Annotated in this window: 17 protein-coding genes; 10 read left to right on the top strand and 7 right to left on the bottom strand. The window is 43.5% G+C overall.

The annotated features are described in order from the left end of the window. The first annotated feature begins 224 nt into the window (after positions 1–224). The gene (locus L4D09_RS09550) at positions 225–524 is read left to right on the top strand and encodes a YeaC family protein (protein ID WP_428457273.1); all 300 of its coding nucleotides are present in this window, start codon (positions 225–227) and stop codon (positions 522–524) included. Positions 525–537: 13 nt separating this feature from the next. Here the strand turns inward: L4D09_RS09550 and L4D09_RS09555 are convergent, their stop codons facing one another. The 3 genes from L4D09_RS09555 to sppA form a co-directional block, all read right to left on the bottom strand. Next, complete coding sequence (locus L4D09_RS09555; protein ID WP_428457274.1) at positions 538–1212, bottom strand: glutathione S-transferase family protein; 675 nt, start codon at positions 1210–1212, stop codon at positions 538–540. Between the two features lie 159 nt (positions 1213–1371). Beyond that, positions 1372–2382, bottom strand: a complete 1011-nt coding sequence (ansA, locus tag L4D09_RS09560) for an asparaginase (protein WP_428457275.1) — start codon at positions 2380–2382, stop codon at positions 1372–1374. Between the two features lie 83 nt (positions 2383–2465). Then, on the bottom strand, positions 2466–4319 hold the full coding sequence (gene sppA, locus L4D09_RS09565; protein WP_428457276.1) for a signal peptide peptidase SppA: 1854 nt from the start codon (positions 4317–4319) through the stop codon (positions 2466–2468). 265 nt (positions 4320–4584) lie between these two features. On the opposite strand from sppA, the gene L4D09_RS09570 reads away from it, so the two are divergent. The 6 genes from L4D09_RS09570 (at position 4585) to L4D09_RS09595 (ending at position 12966) form a co-directional block, all read left to right on the top strand. Further along, on the top strand, positions 4585–6597 hold the full coding sequence (locus L4D09_RS09570; RefSeq protein WP_428457277.1) for an NADPH-dependent 2,4-dienoyl-CoA reductase: 2013 nt from the start codon (positions 4585–4587) through the stop codon (positions 6595–6597). A gap of 94 nt (positions 6598–6691) precedes the next feature. Beyond that, a complete protein-coding gene (locus L4D09_RS09575; RefSeq protein WP_428457278.1) occupies positions 6692–7243 on the top strand; it encodes an NAD(P)H nitroreductase in 552 nt (183 codons plus the stop codon). A gap of 150 nt (positions 7244–7393) precedes the next feature. Continuing rightward, positions 7394–8431: a selenide, water dikinase SelD gene (gene selD, locus L4D09_RS09580; protein ID WP_428457279.1), complete on the top strand. Its 1038-nt coding sequence runs from the start codon at positions 7394–7396 to the stop codon at positions 8429–8431. 2 nt (positions 8432–8433) lie between these two features. After that, positions 8434–9525, top strand: coding sequence for a tRNA 2-selenouridine(34) synthase MnmH (gene mnmH / locus L4D09_RS09585; RefSeq protein WP_428457280.1), 1092 nt, complete (start codon positions 8434–8436; stop codon positions 9523–9525). Positions 9526–9898: 373 nt separating this feature from the next. Next, complete coding sequence (locus L4D09_RS09590) at positions 9899–10837, top strand: sulfotransferase (RefSeq protein ID WP_428457281.1); 939 nt, start codon at positions 9899–9901, stop codon at positions 10835–10837. A gap of 161 nt (positions 10838–10998) precedes the next feature. Next, positions 10999–12966, top strand: a complete 1968-nt coding sequence (locus tag L4D09_RS09595; protein WP_428457282.1) for a DNA topoisomerase III — start codon at positions 10999–11001, stop codon at positions 12964–12966. A gap of 25 nt (positions 12967–12991) precedes the next feature. Here the strand turns inward: L4D09_RS09595 and L4D09_RS09600 are convergent, their stop codons facing one another. Together L4D09_RS09600 and L4D09_RS09605 are read right to left on the bottom strand one after the other, a co-directional pair. Then, complete coding sequence (locus tag L4D09_RS09600) at positions 12992–14626, bottom strand: GGDEF domain-containing protein (RefSeq protein WP_428457283.1); 1635 nt, start codon at positions 14624–14626, stop codon at positions 12992–12994. A 258-nt stretch (positions 14627–14884) separates the two neighbouring features. Then, positions 14885–15580: an SDR family oxidoreductase gene (locus L4D09_RS09605; RefSeq protein ID WP_428457284.1), complete on the bottom strand. Its 696-nt coding sequence runs from the start codon at positions 15578–15580 to the stop codon at positions 14885–14887. Positions 15581–15706: 126 nt separating this feature from the next. Between L4D09_RS09605 and L4D09_RS09610 the strand changes: the two genes are divergently transcribed. Beyond that, on the top strand, positions 15707–15982 hold the full coding sequence (locus L4D09_RS09610; protein WP_428457285.1) for a hypothetical protein: 276 nt from the start codon (positions 15707–15709) through the stop codon (positions 15980–15982). 159 nt (positions 15983–16141) lie between these two features. On the opposite strand, the gene L4D09_RS09615 is transcribed toward L4D09_RS09610, so the two are convergent. Both L4D09_RS09615 and L4D09_RS09620 read right to left on the bottom strand, forming a co-directional pair. Then, complete coding sequence (locus tag L4D09_RS09615; protein WP_428457286.1) at positions 16142–17986, bottom strand: DUF3413 domain-containing protein; 1845 nt, start codon at positions 17984–17986, stop codon at positions 16142–16144. A gap of 46 nt (positions 17987–18032) precedes the next feature. Further along, positions 18033–18251: a YejL family protein gene (locus L4D09_RS09620; protein WP_428457287.1), complete on the bottom strand. Its 219-nt coding sequence runs from the start codon at positions 18249–18251 to the stop codon at positions 18033–18035. Between the two features lie 84 nt (positions 18252–18335). Here L4D09_RS09620 and yejK point away from each other — a divergent pair, with 84 nt between their 5' ends. Both yejK and L4D09_RS09630 read left to right on the top strand, forming a co-directional pair. After that, positions 18336–19349 carry a nucleoid-associated protein YejK gene (yejK, locus tag L4D09_RS09625; protein WP_428457288.1) on the top strand — a complete coding sequence of 338 codons (1014 nt, stop codon included), beginning with the start codon at positions 18336–18338 and terminating at the stop codon, positions 19347–19349. A gap of 244 nt (positions 19350–19593) precedes the next feature. Then, complete coding sequence (locus L4D09_RS09630; RefSeq protein WP_428457289.1) at positions 19594–20751, top strand: Hpt domain-containing protein; 1158 nt, start codon at positions 19594–19596, stop codon at positions 20749–20751. Positions 20752–20786: the final 35 nt, after the last annotated feature.

The raw sequence follows: 20786 nt of genomic DNA on the forward strand, positions 1-20786 counted from the left end.
TCCTGTGCGGCTGGCTAAGGCGAATTTGTTGATTGGTTTTTCGCTATTGGTGCGATTAACTCTGATAAGTCCCATTTTACCAGAAGTTGTACAGGAAATCGGATTCCCATTTTTAAGTGTAGTGTGATCCCCTAAGCATTTTATCGACGGATGTTTGGCGAGCTTGAGCTGAAACTGGTATACCAAGCAAAATAATTAAACAATGAACGTGGAAAGTAAATCATATGGATCTTGATACTCTGTTAAAAGCGATGACACCAGATATCTATCGTCGTATCTCTACAGCTGTTGAGCTTGGTAAATGGCCAGATGGTACCGTGTTAACGGAGGCGCAACGTGATTCAGCCTTACAAGCGGTTATGCTTTACCAATCACGCCACAATGTTCAAGCTGAACATATGTCCGTAGAAGTTGGGGGGGAAATCAAATTCAAATCAAAAGCAGAATTTAAGCGTGATTTTGAAGGTGATCAATCATCAAACCACACTGATGAGATTGCCCGTTTCGATTACGAGCAGCTGTAACAAGAGCAAGGTTTTAATCTTGGGTGCCAATAACAATGGGCTTGCAATAAAAGCCTGACATTTCATGATCCTCAACACTGATCAAATTGGCAACCCATGGCTCTTGTTCTATGGTGCTGAGGTATTGATTGAGCTTAGGGTAATTAGAAAAACGTAATCCTGCCATCCACCCACTTCGCATGACACTCCATAAGCTGATCTCAGCCATTGAAAAATGCTCAGTAACAAAACCGTTGTCGGGCAATTGTTCTTCTAAATAAGCTAAGACGGGTGGTAAATGATGTTCAATACAGAGCTCAATCGCCTCCTCATCAATATCTTTGTTGAGAATCTTACCTCGTAAAATCTTTTGGTAAAACATGACTCCACCAATGAGCGAGGTTAGTCGTGTGTCGGCATATTCTTCGAGCCAGCGGATCTGTGCTCGTGATGCGGCATCACCAGGGTAAAGCGGGGGGACAGGAAAAGTGTCATCGAGGTAGTGAGCAATAACGGTTGAATCGATAATGCTCAGCTCATTATGTTCGAGGATGGGCACCTTTCCCATCGGGTGACGCTTTTGAGCTAACTCTTTTTCGACAAAAGGATTAAGTGGCTGTAACTCGTAGCTTATCCCTTTATACGCGAGTGCTAGCATGATTTTTCTGACAAAAGGTGAAATGGACGCACCGTGGAGGATCATCGTCATAGCTTTGCCTGTATAAAGAGTAATAACAGAAAGTGTAGACGAGAAAGAATGAAGTTATGCCGAAGTTGGATATAGATGACTGGCATAAAGCGACGGCTGGAAAAAGAAAAGCGAGAATCATAGATTCTCGCTTTAAGGTAAGAGAGGCTGATGGACGAATTAGTGAGTAAGCTCACCACGTAAGTCTTGCTGCATTAAGCTTCTGACTGTTTCAGTGGGTAAGTCTTGGCTCAGTAAGTAATGCAGCTTAGCGAGAGCTGCTTCTGGGGTCATATCATAGCCACTGAGTACGCCAGCATCAGCAAGAGCACAACCGGTAGCATAGCCGCCCATATTCACTTTACCGGATAGGCACTGTGTCAGGTTCATCACAATCACACCGCGTTCAGTCGCTTCTTGTAGCTGTTCAAGTAAATCTGGGTTTTGTGGGGCATTACCCACGCCAAAAGTTAACAGGATCATTGCATTTACTGGCTGACGCAGCGTATTGCGAATAACTTCTGGTGAAATACCTGGGTACATTGTGATCACACCAATAGGTTGTGGGGTGATGTTGTGTACTTTAAAAGCGCCTTCAGGCTTTTTATCAAGCTCAACATTGTTAAGCTGAATATTGATACCCGCTTCTAATAAAGGGGGTAAGTTCGGTGAGATAAAGGCTCCGAACCCGTCAGCATGCGCCTTGGTACTACGGTTACCACGGATTAACTTGTTATTGAAAAACACAGTCACTTCGTTAATCGGGTAGTTAGCCGCAATATGTAATGCATTGAGCAAGTTACTTTGACCGTCAGAACGCAGTTCCGCAAGCGGGATCTGAGAGCCTGTAACTATTACAGGTTTATCAAGGTTGTCGAACATGAATGACAACGCAGATGCGGTATATGCCATGGTATCTGTACCATGTAGGATTACAAAACCGTCGTACTTGTCGTAGTTCGCTTTAATATCATCGGCAATGCGCTGCCAATCCATTGGCGTCATATCCGAAGAATCGATCAATGGATCGTATTCATGGATAGTGAATTTAGGCATTTCTGCACGATGGAATTCTGGCATGCTCTCCAGTTGCTTTTCCATAAAGCCAGCAACAGGAATATAACCATGGTCTGACTTCTGCATACCAATGGTGCCGCCAGTATAGGCAATATAAATGTGTTTTCTTTCCATTTTCGAGTACAGAATTAATGGGTTGGTGCGCGCATTATACGGCTAACTGCTCGTAAAAAAAGCCCGGCGTTGCCGGGCTAGTCTCACTTTTCAATATCGATACAGTTTATGCAGAACGCATATTGCCCTTTTGGATCATTAAAGTTACCAAGAGCGGTAAGATCTGTTACAACCTGTTGTGTTACAGGTTGCAAGGCTTCAGGTACATTATCGAACATTACTGACGCAATAAACGCACGCGCTTGAGAGCTAAATTGCTGCATAAACAATTCTGCAGTGCTAAGTGGTTCTGCCATCCAGCGTAGTTCATAGCTGTCTAGCTGTGCGATATTAACGGCAGCGTTAATCGCATCATCAAAATCACCCAGCTCATCAACAAGGCCTAATTTTAGCGCATCCTGACCTGTCCATACTCGGCCTTGAGAAACGTTATCGGCTTGTTCAAGTGACATATCACGATTTTGGCTTACTAGACCAATAAAGCGTTGATAACCATGCTCAATACCAAGCTGGAAGACTTGGGCAACGCCTTCCGGTAACTCACGAGTAACACCTACGCCAGAGAATGGCGTTGTACCCACGCCATCGCTGTAGACGCCCATTTTTTCAAGCCCTTTTTCAAAGGTCGTTAAAATGGCGAATATACCAATAGAACCAGTGATGGTTGTTGGTTGGGCTAAGATATGATCGGCACTTGAAGAGATCCAATAGCCACCAGATGCCGCCAAACTAGACATTGAAACCACGACGGGTTTACCCGCTTGCTTTAATGCGTCAACCTCATTACGGATCACCTCAGAAGCAAATGCACTGCCTCCTGGGCTATCAACCCGAAGAATGACTGACTTCACTTTATCATCAAGCCGAGCCTCACGCAGCAAAGCTGCCGTGGCATCTCCACTCACTGAATTCTTGGATTGGCTACCATCGACAATTGCGCCACTGGCAACCACGACGGCAATTTGGTTTTCACTTGGCAGATCTGTACTTTGTATCGTTGGCTGGTAATCGTAATAACTTACTTGTTTAAAGCTGTTGTCACCGTCACTGCCAAATGTATCAATGAGGTGTTGACGTAATTGTGGGCGGTTAATCAATTCATCCACTAGACCCATTTGTAAGCTTAATTGAGCAAAGTCACCACCGACATCTTGTAATTGAGCGATGAAATTATCAAGGTCTGGTGTCAGAGCTGAGGCATCGATATTACGGTTTTTGGCTACGTCTGTGGTGTAGGCTTGCCATAGTTGATTTAGCCATACGGTATTCGCTTCTCGGGCTTCATCAGACATGCCGTCGAGGGTGTAAGGTTCAACAAATGACTTATAAGTGCCGACACGGAAAACATGCGTATTAACGTCTAACTTTTCTAGCAATGATTTGTAATACAGGCTGTAGCGACCATATCCCGTCAGTAATATCCCGCCGTCAGGAGACATGAAAACCTTATCAGCATAGCTTGATAGGTAATACTGGCTTTGCTTGTAGTTGTCACCAACGGCATAAACAGGCTTACCTGCTTGCTTGAACTCTTCAATGGCTTTTGCGATATAACGTAACTTTGTAAGGTTAGTTTCGCTCATTCCTTTCAGGTTAAGCACTAAGCCTGTAATACGATTGTCAGTTGAAGCGGTACGAATGGCTTCGACGATATCGAATAATACGTTTTCCCTAACAGGCGGTTGGCCTAACGCATTGCTGGTAACGGCATCGATAGGGCTAATGTAGTTGCGTTGTTCAACAATGGGGCCAGACAGATTAAGCACAAGTGCTGCTTCATCGGGAATTGTCGGCTCTTCGCCACTTTTAGAAAAAGCAAAGAACAACGCACCTACGATCAGAAGGAAAATTAGGTTAATAATTAGCTGACGAGTAAAGCTAATTAGTTTCCAAATTCCACGGAACAGTTTACCTATTCCCTTAAATATCATTTTCATGAACAATCCTGATTATATGTTCGGTATTACTTCTATCCTAACTTAGTAAACAAGGAATTACAGTAAGAAATCGTGTATCAAGACCTTGATAAATCTACAGCTGCGGCGAATTTATCAAAAAAATGTTGAGTGCTCTTAGCAATAATTTGTGTGGTCCTAGTTAGATCCATATCAAGATAATGTTAATTTGGTGTAAACAAGTGTTTGATTAAAATCAGCAGTCTTCATATACTGGTCAGACCATAACAACAAAAGAATGGAAGCCATGGACGATAAATCTTACCCTCATTTGTTAGCCCCGTTAGATCTTGGTTTCACTCAATTACGTAATCGTGTGTTGATGGGATCAATGCATACAGGGTTAGAAGAATCCCGTGATGGATTTAAAAAACTGGCCGCGTTTTATGCCGCCCGAGCTCGTGGCGGTGTCGGCTTGATTGTAACTGGTGGGTTTTCGCCGAACTTTCGAGGCCGATTGCACCCCTTAAGTGCTGAGTTCAGTTCGGGAAGAGCAGCGCGAGCCCATCGCGTAATTACCGATGCAGTACATGAAGAGGGCGGTAAGATTGCGCTTCAGTTATTGCATGCTGGGCGTTATGCTATGCATCCTTTAGCCGTTAGTGCATCGGCGATTAAATCACCCATTTCCAAATTTACCCCGAGTCAAATGAGCACGCGTCAAATTCAGAAAACCATTGATGCTTTTGCTCGTAGTGCCGAGTTGGCTCGTGAAGCTGGTTATGACGGCGTTGAGTTAATGGGCTCTGAAGGTTATTTAATTAACCAGTTTATTTGTAAGCGCTCTAATCATCGTTACGATGAGTGGGGTGGTAGCTATGAAAATCGTATTCGTTTCCCACTTGAATTAGTGAAAGCGGTTCGCGCACGCGCTGGGCGCGACTTCATCATTGTTTTCCGTTTATCGATGCTGGACTTGGTTGAGCAGGGCAGTACGCATGAAGAAGTGGTGCAGTTGGCTAAGTTGCTTGAACAGGCAGGTGTCACAATCTTAAATACCGGTATTGGATGGCACGAGGCAAGAGTGCCGACGATTGCGACCCAAGTTCCACGTGCTGCCTTCGCTTGGGTTACTGAAAAGCTAAAGTCTGAAGTGTCTATCCCACTGGTCACGTGTAACCGCATTAACACTCCACAAGTTGCCGAAGAGATATTATCGTCTGAACAGGCCGATATGGTGTCGATGGCACGTCCGTTCCTTGCCGACCCCGATTTTATCGTAAAGGCGGAGCAGGATCGGGCTGACGACATTAATACTTGTATTGGCTGTAATCAGGCGTGTCTAGATCATGTCTTTGTCGGCAAACGAGCGAGCTGCCTTGTTAACCCGCAAGCCTGTTATGAGACGGAGTTAGTGCTATCACCAGCGGCGCAGCATCGCCGTATTGCAGTTGTTGGTGCGGGACCTGCCGGAATGGCGACTGCTGTTGCCGCAGCAGAGCGCGGTTTTGATGTTGATCTATTTGAAAAGAATGATTATGTCGGTGGTCAGTTTAATTTAGCCATGCAGATCCCCGGAAAAGAAGAATTCAAAGAAACCATTCGTTATTTCACCCGCCGCCTTGAGCAAACCAACGTTAATGTGAAGCTAAGCCATGCGGTAAGTGCTGATGAATTAAGTGGTTATGATGATGTCATTGTTGCAACGGGTGTCCAGCCTCGAAAACCGGGAATACCAGGTGTTGAACATGAAAAAGTGATCGACTACCAAACGCTGATCCGCGATAAAGTGCAGCTTGGTCAGAAAGTCGCAGTGATTGGTGCTGGTGGTATTGGCGTGGATGTTTCCACTATGCTCACAGAGCCAGAGCATCAAGCATTGGATGACTGGTTGCAAGATTGGGGCATTGATAAATCGATTGATCATGCGGGTGGTTTATACCCTCATGACGAATATGTCAGCCAACGGCAAGTTTGGTTGATGCAGCGTAAGCCGGGCAAGGTAGGTAAAGGGCCGGGTAAAACAACGGGGTGGATCCATAAGAAAGTACTTGAGAAGCGTGGTGTCGAGCTGCTCGGTGGTGTGAATTATGATCGGATTGACGATCAGGGTTTGCACATTACGGTAGAAGGGCAATCTCGAATTCTCGATGTTGATCATATTGTTCTTTGCGCAGGACAAACCTCAGTTGAAGAATTATCAGAAAAGCTCAAAGCAAATAGTGTGAATGTTCATGTTATTGGTGGTGCTGATGTTGCAGGTGAAGTCGATGCCAAGCGTGTGATCCGACAAGGTGTAGAGCTTGCGGCAAAACTCTAGTGAAGGTGGGGTTATTTCCCTGCTTAGCATCCGGTTTTAACATGGGGTTTTTATGGTATCGTTAAAGCAATAACTATATTAATTTGAGGTTGTTATGGATGCGCTCTCTCTTTTGTTAAATCGACGTTCACTGCCAAAGCTCGCTTCACCGGCACCAGAAGGTGAGGCACTTGAGGCCATTTTCCAAGCAGGCTTACGAGCACCTGATCATGCGGGTTTAACGCCATGGCGATTTATTGTGTCACAAGGGGATGAGGGCTTGGGTAAACTCTCTCAAATTCTTGTTGAAGCGGCAAAAGCGGACGGTGCTGACGAAGCTGTTATCGAGAAAGCGTCTAAAGCACCTTTTCGTGCTCCAATGGTGATCACCGTGGTTGCGAAAGTCACCGAGCATGACAAAGTCCCTGTTATTGAGCAGCACCTATCCGCGGGTTGTGCAACACAAGCAATGCAAATGGCAGCGGTTGCACAAGGTTTTGCCGGTTTTTGGCGAACGGGTAAGTGGGCCTACCATCCAGTTGTGCGTGAAGCTTTGGGCGTGGAGGGCGATGATTTAATTGTGGGCTTCCTCTATATGGGTACAGCAGGCTGCCGTGATGCCAAGGCACCAGTAAGAGATATCTCTCAATTTGTGGAGTACTTGTAGTATCACTGATACGTAAAGTGCGCATTGCTGCTAAATTTAAGTATATGAAAAAAGGGAAGCATTTAATGCTTCCCTTTTTGATCCTGAATGATGACACGATCTGAGCGCAGGAGTAGAATTCTCGCTCTTGTCTATATATCGGAGCGTATCATGGAAAATGTTCGCCTTACTCAATACAGCCACGGAGCAGGATGTGGTTGTAAAATTTCTCCTCAAGTTCTTGATACAATTCTTCGGTCACAGCTTGCTCCTTTTTCCGATCCTAACCTGCTTGTTGGTAATGAAAGTAAAGATGACGCAGCCGTATATGATTTAGGTAATGGTACCGCGGTGGTAAGCACTACCGATTTCTTCATGCCCATTGTTGATGACCCATATGACTTTGGCCGTATTGCAGCCACTAACGCCATTAGTGATATCTACGCGATGGGTGGTAAGCCTATTATGGCGATAGCTATTCTAGGGTGGCCCGTTAACGTATTAGCCCCAGAAATCGCGCAGCAGGTCATTGAAGGTGGCCGTGCAGTGTGCCGTGAAGCTGGGATCTCGTTGGCTGGTGGTCATTCGATTGATGCACCTGAACCTATTTTTGGCCTTGCTGTAACGGGTATTGTTGATACCGACCGTGTAAAGCGAAACAACCAGGCTGAAGCGGGATGTAAACTATATCTAACGAAACCGCTAGGTATTGGTGTGCTGACGACGGCAGAGAAAAAAGCCAAATTGAAGGAAGAGCACCAAGGCTTGGCACGTGATTGGATGTGTGCATTAAATAAACCGGGGACTGATTTTGCAGATGTAACTGGTGTAAAAGCCATGACGGATGTAACGGGCTTTGGCTTAATGGGGCACTTGAACGAAATTTGTGAAGGTAGCGACCTTAAAGCGACGATCCAGTTTGATCAAGTGCCCTATCTACCGGGTGTATTTGAGTATATTGCGGAAGGTTGTGTGCCTGGGGGAACTGGCCGTAATTTTGAGAGTTATGGCCATCGCTTAGGTTCGATGACAGAACAACAAAAATCATTACTTTGCGATCCGCAAACATCAGGAGGCCTGCTCTTGGCCGTAACACCCGACGCGGAACATGAAGTGCAGGCGATTGCCAAAAAGCATGGAATGACACTGAGTGCGATTGGTGAGCTAAGTGCAAGTCAAGGTGATGCTATATTGATTGAGATTTGTTAGCCATGTCTCGTCCAAACTGTGAAGACTTTAAGCAATTATTTGTTAATGGAACACCATTAATGGATATGCGAGCTCCAATTGAATTTATTCAAGGCGCATTTCCGACCTCGGAAAATCAGCCTTTAATGCTAGATAGCGAGCGAAAGGCAGTCGGTACTTGTTATAAACAGCAGGGACAAGGTGCAGCGATTGCTTTAGGGCATGAATTGGTCCATGGCACTGTCAAAGCTGAGCGTGTTGCGCGCTGGAAAGCGTTCTGTGAAGCAAATCCACAGGGCTACTTATATTGTTTTCGTGGCGGTTTACGTTCGCGCATTACGCAGCAATGGCTGAAAGAAGCGGGTATTGATTACCCGATGATCGTGGGTGGATATAAGGCTCTACGCCGTTTCTTAATTGACACGGTTGATACCGTAGCAACCAAACCAATGACGCTGATTGGTGGTAATACAGGTTGTGGTAAAACGATCATGGTGAATGAAGTTGCAAATGGTATCGACTTAGAAGGAGCTGCAAATCACCGTGGTTCTTCATTTGGGCGCTATGTAACCCCGCAGCGGACACAAATTGATTTCGAGAATATTTTAGCAATTGATATGCTTAAAAAACAAGCAGCAGGACATGACCACCTGGTTTTTGAAGATGAAGGCAGAATCATTGGCTCAGTAAGCGTCCCGTTATCTATTAATCAAGCGATGCAGCAAGCTCCCATAGCCATTGTTGATGATCCGCTAGATAGACGTCTTGAGCGCCTTTTAGATGATTATGTCGTAAAAATGCAGCGTGATTTCGTTGCACAATACGGTGAGGAAAACGGCTGGTTAAGGTTTGCTGAATACCTTGAAAAAGGGATGTTCAGTATTCGTAAGCGACTTGGTTTTCAACGTTATGAAGAGCTACTACTAATACAAAAAAATGCAGTGCAGGTTATGCAGTCTACAGGTGCATTAGATAGCCACTATGACTGGTTAAAAATGCTACTCGAGTACTATTACGATCCGATGTATACCTACCAACTTGGCAAAAAAACAGATCGCATTGTCTTCCGAGGTCAATATCGCGACGTTAAAGATTGGCTGGAAAGCCGTAACTAACAGTCGGGGATAACTGTTAGTTATAACCAGCGGCTTACAATTAGGTAAAATCCACCTCCAGCGTTTAGGGAGGTGGTACTTTCCCTTCAAAGGTTAAATGGTAACAAATAGTCATATAAAACAATGAAATAAACAGAAAGATAATGTGTTTGTTTATAAGATTATTACACCAATAAAAAAGTCACTATCATAAAACCCACTCAGAAAATTAAATGTGATATATATCGAGCGTTTTTACAGCATAAGAGGTTTAAGAGCTGCTATGTTTATTAATATCGTATTAATAAGTTCATGCAAAATGAGCTAATTAAAATGAAATTAATTATGAATGTATTTATAGGTTGTAGATAAGTCATTTTAAACTGGAGTGCTTATGGCAAGGATATGCTTTTTACTAGGCGTGATGCCAAGATCTGGAACAAATTATCTATCGAATGTGCTGACACTGCACGATCAATGTGAAAACAGTGCACCGATAAATGAAGACTTTATCGTTAGTCAGTCAGGGGCTCTTTATCGCTTTTCAAAAAAAATTGAGCGTTATTGGAATCCAACGTGGGATAAAGAAAATAAAGTACTAACCTCAGATAATATATTGAGGCACATAGGTAATGGCTTAAAAGGATTTATTTCCAGTGCTCATGAAGATGCTGACTTGCCGCATGACTCAGTCATTGTCACCAAAACGCCCTCAACAAAAAATATTAAGCATTTTTTCAAACTTTTCCCTGACTCACATTTATTTATCATTATGCGCGATGGGCGCTCTGTAGTCGAATCAGGTGAGAAGTCGTTTGATTGGGACTTTGAAAAAGCAGCTTTTGACTGGCAGGTATCTGTAAGCCGTATTTCAACATTTATAAAAGATAACCCTGAATTCCAAGATAAAATTATGCTCGTGAAATATGAGGATCTGTTGACCAATACCGGCGAGCAGATTAACCAAATGTTTAACTTTATCGGGGTTGAAGAAGATAGCGTTAGTATCAATGATGTAAAGACCCTGAAGATATCAGGCTCATCGGAAGTGAAGAACACTCAAGCTGAAGTCAATTGGTCTGCAGTACCTATGAACGAAAATTTTAAACCCCTTGAGCGATTTTCAAGTTGGAGTCAATCTAAACGTAGAAGGTTTGATTGGGTCGCAGGAAAGAGCCTATATGAAATGAAGTATATTGAGGATTGCCCTCAATTTTCTTTTAAGGAAAGGGTGATCCAACGCTGCTGGGATCTGACATGGATTATTCGGGTTGCACCTAAAACAATTAAATTTTTAGTCAAAGAAAAAAAATTGATCCTTAAAACTTCCTAATGGCACTTGTTTCTGTTTCTGTGATTACGCGCGGTGAAACCTTCAACTTAGCGTAATCACATTATCAACTGTATCTATATCCAGTATTTCTTGTTCTCTTGATTGTTTTCTCATATAGTTCAAGTTAATAAAATCACTGTTTGATTAATAGATCTTGCCCCATGACACGTCTTTATATTGCTGAAAAACCAAGCCTTGGCCGCGCAATCGCGGCGGTGCTACCTCGTCCTCATAAAAATCAAAATGGCTACATCGAGGTTGGAAATGGCGATATTGTCACTTGGTGTATTGGGCACTTGCTCGAGCAGGTTGAACCTGATGCCTATGACGAAAAGTACAAGAAATGGAATTTGGCAGATTTACCGATTGTACCTGCGCAATGGCAACTTTCACCGCGAAAATCGGCCAAGCAACAATTGGCGGTGGTTCGGAAGCTCTGTAAGCAAGCAAGTGATGTTGTACATGCCGGTGACCCTGATAGAGAAGGGCAGCTACTTGTGGATGAGGTAATAGATTACGTTAAGTTGGCGCAAGGTAAAAAAGCCAAGATGCAGCGGTTGCTGATCTCCGATTTAAACCCTGCAGCGGTGAAGCGGGCTCTCAGTAAAATGCGCAGTAACCGTGATTTTATACCACTGTCGGTGTCTGCGCTGGCACGCTCACGAGCAGATTGGCTTTACGGCATGAATATGACTCGCGCTTATACTTTGCTTGGACAGAAAGGGGGCTATCGTGGGGTATTATCTGTTGGGCGAGTGCAAACGCCTGTCTTGGGCTTGGTCGCACGGCGTGATGATGAAATTGCCAATTTTGTGCCAAAGCCATTTTATGAGCTATTTGCACTGATCCCTTATCAGGATATGTCGATTAGAGCGCGTTGGAAGCCAAGTGAAGCCTGCCAGCCGTGGATGGATGAAGACGGACGTATTCTTAACCGTAAGCTGTGTGAGAATGTTGCTAGTCGCATCAAAGGGCAACCCGCGGAAGTGACTACCTCTGAGCGCAAAGAAACCAAGCAATCAGCACCGCTACCATATTCGCTTTCTGCGCTGCAGATTGATGCCGCAAAGCGCTATGGTATGAGCGCTGCCGATGTACTGGCGAATTGTCAGTCTCTTTATGAAAAGCATAAAGTGATCACTTACCCTCGTTCTGATTCCCGATATTTACCCGTTGATCATTTCAAGCAAGCGGGTGATGTGTGCCAAGCCATTGCGAATAATGAGGGGAGTTTGAGTCAAGCCGTTAATGGTGCAAATACGTCACTTAAGTCGAAAGCTTGGAATGATAAAAAAGTTGATGCTCACCATGCAATCATTCCTACACCTAAATCGATCAGTGCAAATGCATTAAACAGCAGTGAGCAGAAGGTTTATCAACTGATTGCTCGGCAGTACTTAATGCAGTTTTACCCTGCGGCGGTTTATAGCGAGGCAAAGTTAGAGTTCACCATTGCTGGTGGGTTATTTATTGCCAAAGGAAGACAGTTAATGTCGGCAGGGTGGCGTCAATTACTTGGTCGTGATGACTCTGCCAACGAGACTGACTTAGCGGATAAAGTTCCCCCCCTTGAGAAAGGTACAGTATTAACCTGCAAAGAGGGTGAGATAAAAGACAAGATGACGGAGCCTCCAAAAGCCTTTACGGAAGCGACGTTATTACAGGCTATGACAGGGATAGCGCGCTTTGTTTCTGATAGCTCATTAAAGAAAATTTTGCGTGATACCGATGGGTTAGGTACCGAGGCAACCAGGGCGGGGATTTTGGATCTTTTATTCAAACGTCAGTTGTTGATGAGACAAGGGAAAAGTATCCATGCGACAGAAGCAGGGAAAGGGTTGGTTTACGCATTGCCAGACGAAGCTACTTATCCAGATATGACGGCGCACTGGGAGCACCAGCTGCAAGATATGGCCGATAAAAAGTGTGCGTACAAACCTTTTATGGATGCGCTTGAACAACAGGTGGCCAGCCTTATGGAAAAGGTAAAACATAGCGATGTGCCACAAAGTTTACGAGATCTAAAGTCGCCAGAACCGTTTAAGGGTAAAAAACGACGCTATACGAAAGGTGGGCCGAAGAAAAATACGACAAGCCAAAGCCGCTCTCGTGTGGCAAAGAAAAAATAGCTGGATTATCACGAGGAAGTACGTATTAGGTGTTATTTTTATTCATGAAATACTGGTTCCGGCCTAATGATTTAGCTTCATATAACGCGAGATCGGTTTGTTCAAAAAAATGATCCGGAGAGCGATAGGAAGATGGAATAATGGTTCCTCCTCCTACACTAATTGTGACAATGTTTGGTGCACTCTCGGCCCCATTCGTACGAGGGATTTGAAGTGCTTGAATAGCATGTATTACTCGTTTAGCGGCGTAGCGAGCCGCGCTGTGATCCTGCCCTGGCAGTAATAAAACAAACTCTTCGCCACCATAGCGGGCAAATAGTGCACCAGCTCGCCTTTCCAAGTCGACAAGGCACTGGGCAATTGCTTTTAAGCATTGATCGCCAGCCGCATGCCCGTATGTATCGTTATACAATTTGAAGTGATCGACATCAATGATCAGTAAAGATAATGGTAATTGATGTCGCTCTGCTCGACGCCATTCCTCAGCAAACTGTTCATCAAACACCCGACGGTTAGCAATACATGTTAGTGGGTCTAATCTCGATATTTTCTCAAGCTTTTCATTTGCTTGTTGCAGCTCTTCAGTCCGTTTATTGACTCTGATTTCTAGCTCAGCATTGAGCTTTCTTAATTTCTCTTCAGCTTGTCTACGAACATAATGTTGTGACACGATGAAACCAAACTGTTTTAGTAGTTGGTAATGGTTTTCATGTAATGGCATGCCGCTTAAGAGGTTGTCGCAAGCAATCCACCCGATAGGGGTATCTTCATCCCAGAGAGAAATGTAACCGTTCCAGCCAAAGCCAACTTGCTTAAAATCATGATAAAGCGGTGTGTCTTTTTGAACAGAAAAGTACTCTTTATTCTTCAACGTTTCAGTTGCGAACCAATCATTAGGGATCGCTGATTCGAAATAATGTTCATCAACCGTATTCCCATGAATGTCAGTACCATAAGTACCTCTCATCCGCTTATTGTCTTGAAAGATGAAAATGGCCACTCGGTCTATTTTTAAGTTCTTTTTTGCTTCATCAACGGCGATAAACATCATGTCGTCAACAGAATTTGCTCGCCATAATTTAAATGAAATGTCGTGAAGAGCCTGTAACTGTTGTTGCAGGTTGTGCTGTTCATCAATGCTGATCTTTAGTTCACGTTCAGCACTGCGGCGGCCGGAATGCTCATCTTGGATACTGGCATTAATTAAATAAGAATCGAGTTCAGACGCAATCAGTGTTGATAGCGGGGAAAAATGATGACTGTCTAGCTTGTCGTTCTTCTCGTTTCTTGGCAGGTCAAAAACCAAACAGCCAATGATGGTTGAGCGGCGTTCTATTGGTAGCAGAAATCGCCTGACAGCGTCGAGTTCAATGACTTGAGTATGGCGTTGTCGTATAGCTTTTGTTATTTGATAAAAAGGTATCGTGTTGTCTTTTGGGATTTCTAATGGTGGAAACTGATAATGAATGCCATCGGCTTTCATTTCTAATAGTGTTTTCCAGCGCGATTTATAAGCGACAACAAGTTGGGCTTTTTTTGCACCAAAGCTTAGAAAGAGGTTTCTGCAAGTCAGCTCACAAATAGTGCGTAGGCCATGAGCCTTTCCCCATTGAGTAAGTATGCGTTGAAAGAAACGGTCTAGATCTTCGTGTTGAGCCAACGTTCGAGTATCCTTTTTATTATTTATTACTATTGTTACGGATTTATAAARTTAAAATGATTGTGATGACACAGATCGTAATTTATATGCATACTAATTAGTAAATTTGGGAGATATGGCACACGTTATTTAGGTGAATATCATACCTGTTGCTTATTTTGAACCGAGGTAATGCTTCTTCGGGAATGGTGATTGAAGAAGCAAAGTGGGGAGAGGTTGAATATGTCCGTAAGAAGCAAACAGAATAGCTAGTGGTTACTACCAAGGTAGATAGTTGCCTTGATAATCGATGAATAGCCCTGAATCTGCCTCGGTTAAATTATCTATAACTTGCTTGATACCTTGTGCAGAAATGTGAGTATCAATCAGTGCATTCGGCCCGCCCATCTCGGTTTGGACCCAGCCAGGGTGAAGTGCGACACTAATGATGCCTTCTGGTTGAAGATCGTTGGAAAGACTTTTAACTACAGAGTTGAGTGCGGCTTTCGATGAGCGATAAATATAGCCTCCACCGCTGGTATTTTCAGCCATGCTGCCAACCTTCGAAGATAAACAAGCAATAACACCTGGCTTACCTGCTTTTATTTGAGGATAGAAGGCTTCAACTAACTTCAATGGGGCAATAGTATTGATTTCAAACACCTTCCGCCATTCCTCTGTATTGGTATGCCCAAATCCGTAGCCTTTAGGCCCGTAATATCCCGCGTTATTAATCAATAAATCAAGACTAATTGTGTGGAGTGAATGGCTGAGTTGCTGAATGCCATTATGGTCTGTGACATCAAGCTCGAGCACGCTCAATTGTGTATGAATGTCTTGGAGTTGGGTTAAGTCATTGGCTTGCGTAATATCACGGCAACTAGCATACACGATCCAGCCATTTGTAAGGTAAAGCTCAGTAAGTGCCAAACCAATACCTCGGTTTGCACCCGTTATAAGGACAGATTTACTCATATCGTCTTCTACATGAAAGGGTAATTTGAGTATAAAAATAGCGGATGTATCGAAACTAAGACAGGTATATTTGGTGAGGAACACTAGATTATAGGTGTAATCTTTCATATTGATTTAAGGAAGACTATGCACATAGTACCAATAATATTTGCATCGATAGTCGTAGGCAGCGCCATTGTTGGATGTGCTGATAGTCGCCACGAAAAGCTGTCTGAATTGGGTTTTACTCGAAATTACCTTGATGGCTATCAAGATGGCTGTAGCAGCCGAAAGCAAGAAGCACGCACTCATCAAGAAGGGTTTCGACGCGACCCTGAAAGAATTGAGGTTGATACTCGATATGCGAATGGTTGGTCTGACGGGTTTGAGCAATGCTTTGCGAATAATCAGGATTATTACTAACTTGAACTCGTCTAATCAACCTAAATTACTCTCTGCCACGCTTGCAGATTAACCCGATAATCATTGCATGATAGATAGTTGAGTTAAGTTGCATTAAAAAGCCCGTACAACTATTCATTAAATAGTTGTACGGGCTTTTCTATGTTGCGATTTTAGCGTCTACTTTTGAGGCTGGTAGAAGCGTTTAATTTCGTGCATAGCCTGCATTAATGTTGAAAGCTTAGGCTTCGTTGTATCCAACGGCTGGTAGTTCTGATCATAGACGTTGTAGTTACCATACTTATCAACGACAGTTGTTACTTCTGGCTGGATCATTACGATATCGTCATTGTTCCCTGCCAGTAGCCAGCGGCGTTTTGGATTGACTTTGAATAAGTTTGTGCCGCTACTGTACGCCGATGTCGGCGTCGTGACGCTGAGTACCGATTCCATAATAGTGGGTACAAGGTCAAAATGGCTGGTTTGCCTATCCGTCAATGAAGCGACACTATCTGGCCAATAAATGATCATTGGGACTTTTAATTGGTACTGACTGTAATTGGAGTTTGCGCCCCAGCTATTTGAACCCGTTTCGTTAAACTCTGTACCATGGTTTGCGGTGATAATAACAATGGTGTTGTCCATTGTATTTTCGGCAACGAGCTGGTCAAAAATGGTAATTAGCTGCTCATCAATATAGAAAGCCGCATTTTTATAGCTGTTTTTGAAAAGGGTATTGGTGTCTTGCCCTTTTACATTGTTTGACCCTAACGATGGTTCAAAAATGGGTTCATAATCGCCACTTTCTTCAAAGTTTTCAACAGAGGTCAGCTCAATGTAGCTAAACCACGGCGTTTCTTCTGACTGCTCACTCAACCAAGCTGACCACTCAGCAATCGCCATTTGATCGTCGTTATTAGCCGATTCTGTCGGTAAATCTTGGCCGCTAAAAACAGCGTCGGTATAAACGGTATCGCTTAAGTTGCTGCCACTGAATAATCCAAATTGGTAGCCGCGCTGTTTTAGCGTACTCATTAGGATCGGCGGAATACTTGATGAGCGAATACTGTTGTAATAATTGTTTGGTAATCCATAAAACAAGCCAAAAATGCCTGATGAATCATCGTTACCGCTGCTGTAATGATTGGTGAAGTGCAGGTTTTGATTCGCAAAAGCGGAAAGATACGGCATAACCTCAGGTTGCACCATGTCACTGCGAAGGCCATCAATCATTAAGATTAAGATATTTTGCTCTGTACCCGGATCTTGGAAACTAAGTTTTTCTAATGGGTAGCGGATATTTTCGCTGTCCTCAACACCTTGGGCATTTAGTCGTTCGGTGTATTCTTTGCGATCAAGTAGGCCATGCTTTTCCATAAATGACTTAGCCGTTAATGGGTAAGACAATGGAAAATTAGAGCGCTGGACAGTTACAGGACGATATAAGTTGGCATCGGCCCATATATAAATAAGGTGGCTACTGATAAAACAGACACCGAAAACAATGGCGATAGGCACGCCAACATGTTTTCGGGTCAATTTTCTCAATTTTCGCCATAGCCATTCTGACAGCACGAGCTGTAGCAGAAAAATAACAGGGACGGTAATAAACAAATACTGCCAGCGAGCATTTAATTCAGTTCTTTCGCCACTTAGCAGTAAATCCCAAACTAATGGGCTTAAGTGGAGATCCAGCGATTCATAGGCATGGGTATCTAACAACAGTATTGTTAAGCCAGTAGTGCCAACTAATACCGCAAACAGACGCATCAAGCGCTGTGAGGGGATCAGAAAACTCGCAGGGAAAAGAATTAGAATGTAAAAACCAAAAACAAGAAACCCAAAGTGCCCAACCCAACTAAAGGCAAGGTACAGTTGACCAAGTAAGCTCTCGGGCCATTCAGAATGCACAATGTATCGCGTGCCCAATAGCAGGGCAGCGATAATATTGAAAAAACTGAACCAATGCCCCCAGCTAATTAGCTGGGAGACTTTGTCTTTGTAATTGTTACCGCTGGAGACCATAAATGTCAGTGTTTCCCAGTCTTATATTGCTATAACGCAAGCAAGATTAATCTTCTTTGATTGAGGTTTGCAGGGCTTTTGAAAATTTCTCTGCAATAGCTTTCCTTTGCGAAGCAGGCACATCTGCATTGATGACATTTGTAGCAATGTTGCCAACGATCATCAGAGCAAGCTCTGCTGAAGCATCATGCTTCTCTAGTACATCGAACACATCGTCAATGATCTGTTCAATTTTGTTATTGCTGTATTTTGAAGTAATAGGCATAGGAAGTCTTGTTTAATCTTGTTTAATGTTGAAGAAAGCGACTTATAATAACCTACACTTTAGATTTACTGAAATTTTTCCATTATGAGTCTTACACTTTCGAATGTCATTCTTCACCAATTGACAAAAAACGAATCAGATGAACTAGAAGTTCACCTAAGAAAACAAACACTTGAAAACAATTCTTCGACAGAAGATTTGGTGGCTGAGCTTCATCGTGTGTATAGCAGTAAAGGCGCGAAAGGGTTTGGTCACTTCTCTGCTGAGAGCGAATTCAGTCATTGGTTGAAGCAAGTACGTACTGGTGAGTTAGATTTTCTTACATTTTCTAATCAATCGGTACAGCGATTGCATTCAGAACTCGCGAAATATCCTTTTGCCGATGTTGGCACATTGGTGATTGCTGAGTACCAATCGCTAGCGACGGATTACCTCTTTATTGGTTTGTTGCCGACATGCCATAGCATGAAGGTGACAGAACAACTGGATATCAGTGCCACTGATTATCTGGATGTTGGGAAAATGGATATTGTGGCGCGTATTGATTTGTCGTCATGGGAAACAGATAGTGATTCAAATCGTTATCTGACCTTCATTAAAGGGCGTGTTGGCCGTAAGATTGCGGATTTCTTCCTTGATTTTCTTCAGGCAGAAGTTGGTTTGGATGTAAAAGAGCAAAACCAAGTACTTATGCAAGCCGTCGAGGATTTTTGTGCGGATTCGCGTTTAGAGAAAGAAGAAAAACAACAGTACCGTAAACAAGTGTATGACTACTGCAATGGCCAGTTACAGTCTGGCGATGAAGTGACAGTTAAAGAATTGGCGGCAGAACTGCCTGAGTCAAATGATGGCACGGACTTTTACCAGTTCACGTCACAGCAAGGCTATGAGTTAGAAGAAAGCTTTCCTGCTGATCGTACCGCCATGCGAAAACTCACGAAGTTTGTTGGTTCAGGTGGTGGTGTAAGCATTAATTTCGATAGCATGCTGCTTGGCGAACGTATTTTTTATGATGCAGAGAGCGATACACTGACGCTGAAAGGCATACCGCCGAATCTAAAAGATCAGCTATTGCGCCGGTTAAATAGCGATAACTAATCTCAGGACGGGACACTATTACCTATAAAGGGCAATGCCATTGGCATTGCCCTTTTTCTTTGTTTCATATTTGCCCACTTATGAATTTATTGTCTAAAGTTATTCATGTTGTTTTGTATAAGTTTCTGGATATTGGTGACTTTGTTTGTATGTCAGAGTTCGTATTAAGGTTATCCAGTTAAATTCTAATCATACGTAGTGAGTGTTGCGGGGGACGACTCTGCCACCATAAAGGTTGGGTTTGATGAAATTAACAATAGTTTTACTGGCTATAGTAACTGCGGGCGGCGTTTTTGTTGGTGCGACAGTTGGTATGCAGCTTGGTTTTATTGTCGCGGCTGCCTCAGGAGCGGCGACACTCGGTTGTATTGGAATATTGATAAAAAATCAGGGACAGGTGAAAGCACCGTCTATTCAAGGCGAGCCAGCAAAAGAAGAGGATGACCAGCAATCAATATCACAACCCCCTAATTCAACGCCTATTGATACTGACTTGAATGCGGGCATAAATACAGAACAAACTGACGATATTGATTCTTTATTGGTCTTTGATATACAACATATTCTCGACAGTATGGACAACGATTATGAATCTGTTGGTATGCTCTTGGAGATTTTCTTAGAAGAGCATGCCGATGATGGTGAAAAGGTTAAACGTGCACTAGATGCTGGTGATCTATCCAAGGTTCAGTTGATCGCGCATAGCTTAAAAGGGGTTGCAGGTAGTTTAGGCGCGCAACAACTAAAGGCTGTTACAGAGCATATCGAGCATACTGTTAGCCAAGGTGGCCGGATTACACATGAAGATTGTCAACGGTTAAATGTAATTATTGCAAAAGTAGAGCTTGAAATTACAGCAGGCCTTGAGCTTTGCCAATCTAAAGCGACGAATGATACAACCGCCCTTGATAAGCTTGAAGATGTGGTCGTTGAGGAGCTCACAGAGCAGGAACCAACGATTTTTGTATCAAAGCAGGAACAATCGACGATAGAAGACGCACCTCAGACCAAAGTAGAACCGTCGGTTTCAGACGTGAATGCTCAGCAAGCGCAAGCTAAAATTGATGTGGATTTCTTGCTTGACTCACTTGATGGGGATCAGGAAACCGCGTTGATGTTACTCGATATCTTTATTGAAGAGCATGCGGGTGATGGCCAATCTTTTATCAAGATGGTTGAACAAAATGAAATTGATGAGCAATCATTACGATTAGTTCATAGCTTGAAAGGCGTCTCTGGTAGCTTAGGTGCCGCGGCACTAAATTCATTGGCAGCCGATATCGAAACGAAGTTGAAACAGCAGCAAACGGTGACACGGGATGAAAGTGTTCGCCTTGATCACGTTTTAACGGAAACGGTGGCGAGTGCGAAGGAATATTTATCAGAAGCGGCTGTCGCATAGAATGATTACTTTTCTAACGCTCGGAAAGCAATCTA

The organism is Photobacterium makurazakiensis, from assembly GCF_050336715.1.
Classification (GTDB): Bacteria; Pseudomonadota; Gammaproteobacteria; order Enterobacterales; family Vibrionaceae; genus Photobacterium; species Photobacterium makurazakiensis.

Bases quoted from the DNA above. Each gene is read 5' to 3' on its own strand.
- L4D09_RS09630 (WP_428457289.1), top strand. From the start codon at position 19,594: ATGAAATTAACAATAGTTTTACTGGCTATAGTAACTGCGGGCGGCGTT.
- mnmH (WP_428457280.1), top strand. From the start codon at position 8,434: ATGTCTCGTCCAAACTGTGAAGACTTTAAGCAATTATTTGTTAATGGA.
- L4D09_RS09595 (WP_428457282.1), top strand. From the start codon at position 10,999: ATGACACGTCTTTATATTGCTGAAAAACCAAGCCTTGGCCGCGCAATC.
- selD (WP_428457279.1), top strand. From the start codon at position 7,394: ATGGAAAATGTTCGCCTTACTCAATACAGCCACGGAGCAGGATGTGGT.
- yejK (WP_428457288.1), top strand. From the start codon at position 18,336: ATGAGTCTTACACTTTCGAATGTCATTCTTCACCAATTGACAAAAAAC.
- L4D09_RS09605 (WP_428457284.1), bottom strand. From the start codon at position 15,580: ATGAGTAAATCTGTCCTTATAACGGGTGCAAACCGAGGTATTGGTTTG.
- L4D09_RS09570 (WP_428457277.1), top strand. From the start codon at position 4,585: ATGGACGATAAATCTTACCCTCATTTGTTAGCCCCGTTAGATCTTGGT.
- L4D09_RS09575 (WP_428457278.1), top strand. From the start codon at position 6,692: ATGGATGCGCTCTCTCTTTTGTTAAATCGACGTTCACTGCCAAAGCTC.
- ansA (WP_428457275.1), bottom strand. From the start codon at position 2,382: ATGGAAAGAAAACACATTTATATTGCCTATACTGGCGGCACCATTGGT.
- sppA (WP_428457276.1), bottom strand. From the start codon at position 4,319: ATGAAAATGATATTTAAGGGAATAGGTAAACTGTTCCGTGGAATTTGG.
- L4D09_RS09590 (WP_428457281.1), top strand. From the start codon at position 9,899: ATGGCAAGGATATGCTTTTTACTAGGCGTGATGCCAAGATCTGGAACA.
- L4D09_RS09610 (WP_428457285.1), top strand. From the start codon at position 15,707: ATGCACATAGTACCAATAATATTTGCATCGATAGTCGTAGGCAGCGCC.
- L4D09_RS09620 (WP_428457287.1), bottom strand. From the start codon at position 18,251: ATGCCTATTACTTCAAAATACAGCAATAACAAAATTGAACAGATCATT.
- L4D09_RS09615 (WP_428457286.1), bottom strand. From the start codon at position 17,986: ATGGTCTCCAGCGGTAACAATTACAAAGACAAAGTCTCCCAGCTAATT.
- L4D09_RS09550 (WP_428457273.1), top strand. From the start codon at position 225: ATGGATCTTGATACTCTGTTAAAAGCGATGACACCAGATATCTATCGT.
- L4D09_RS09555 (WP_428457274.1), bottom strand. From the start codon at position 1,212: ATGACGATGATCCTCCACGGTGCGTCCATTTCACCTTTTGTCAGAAAA.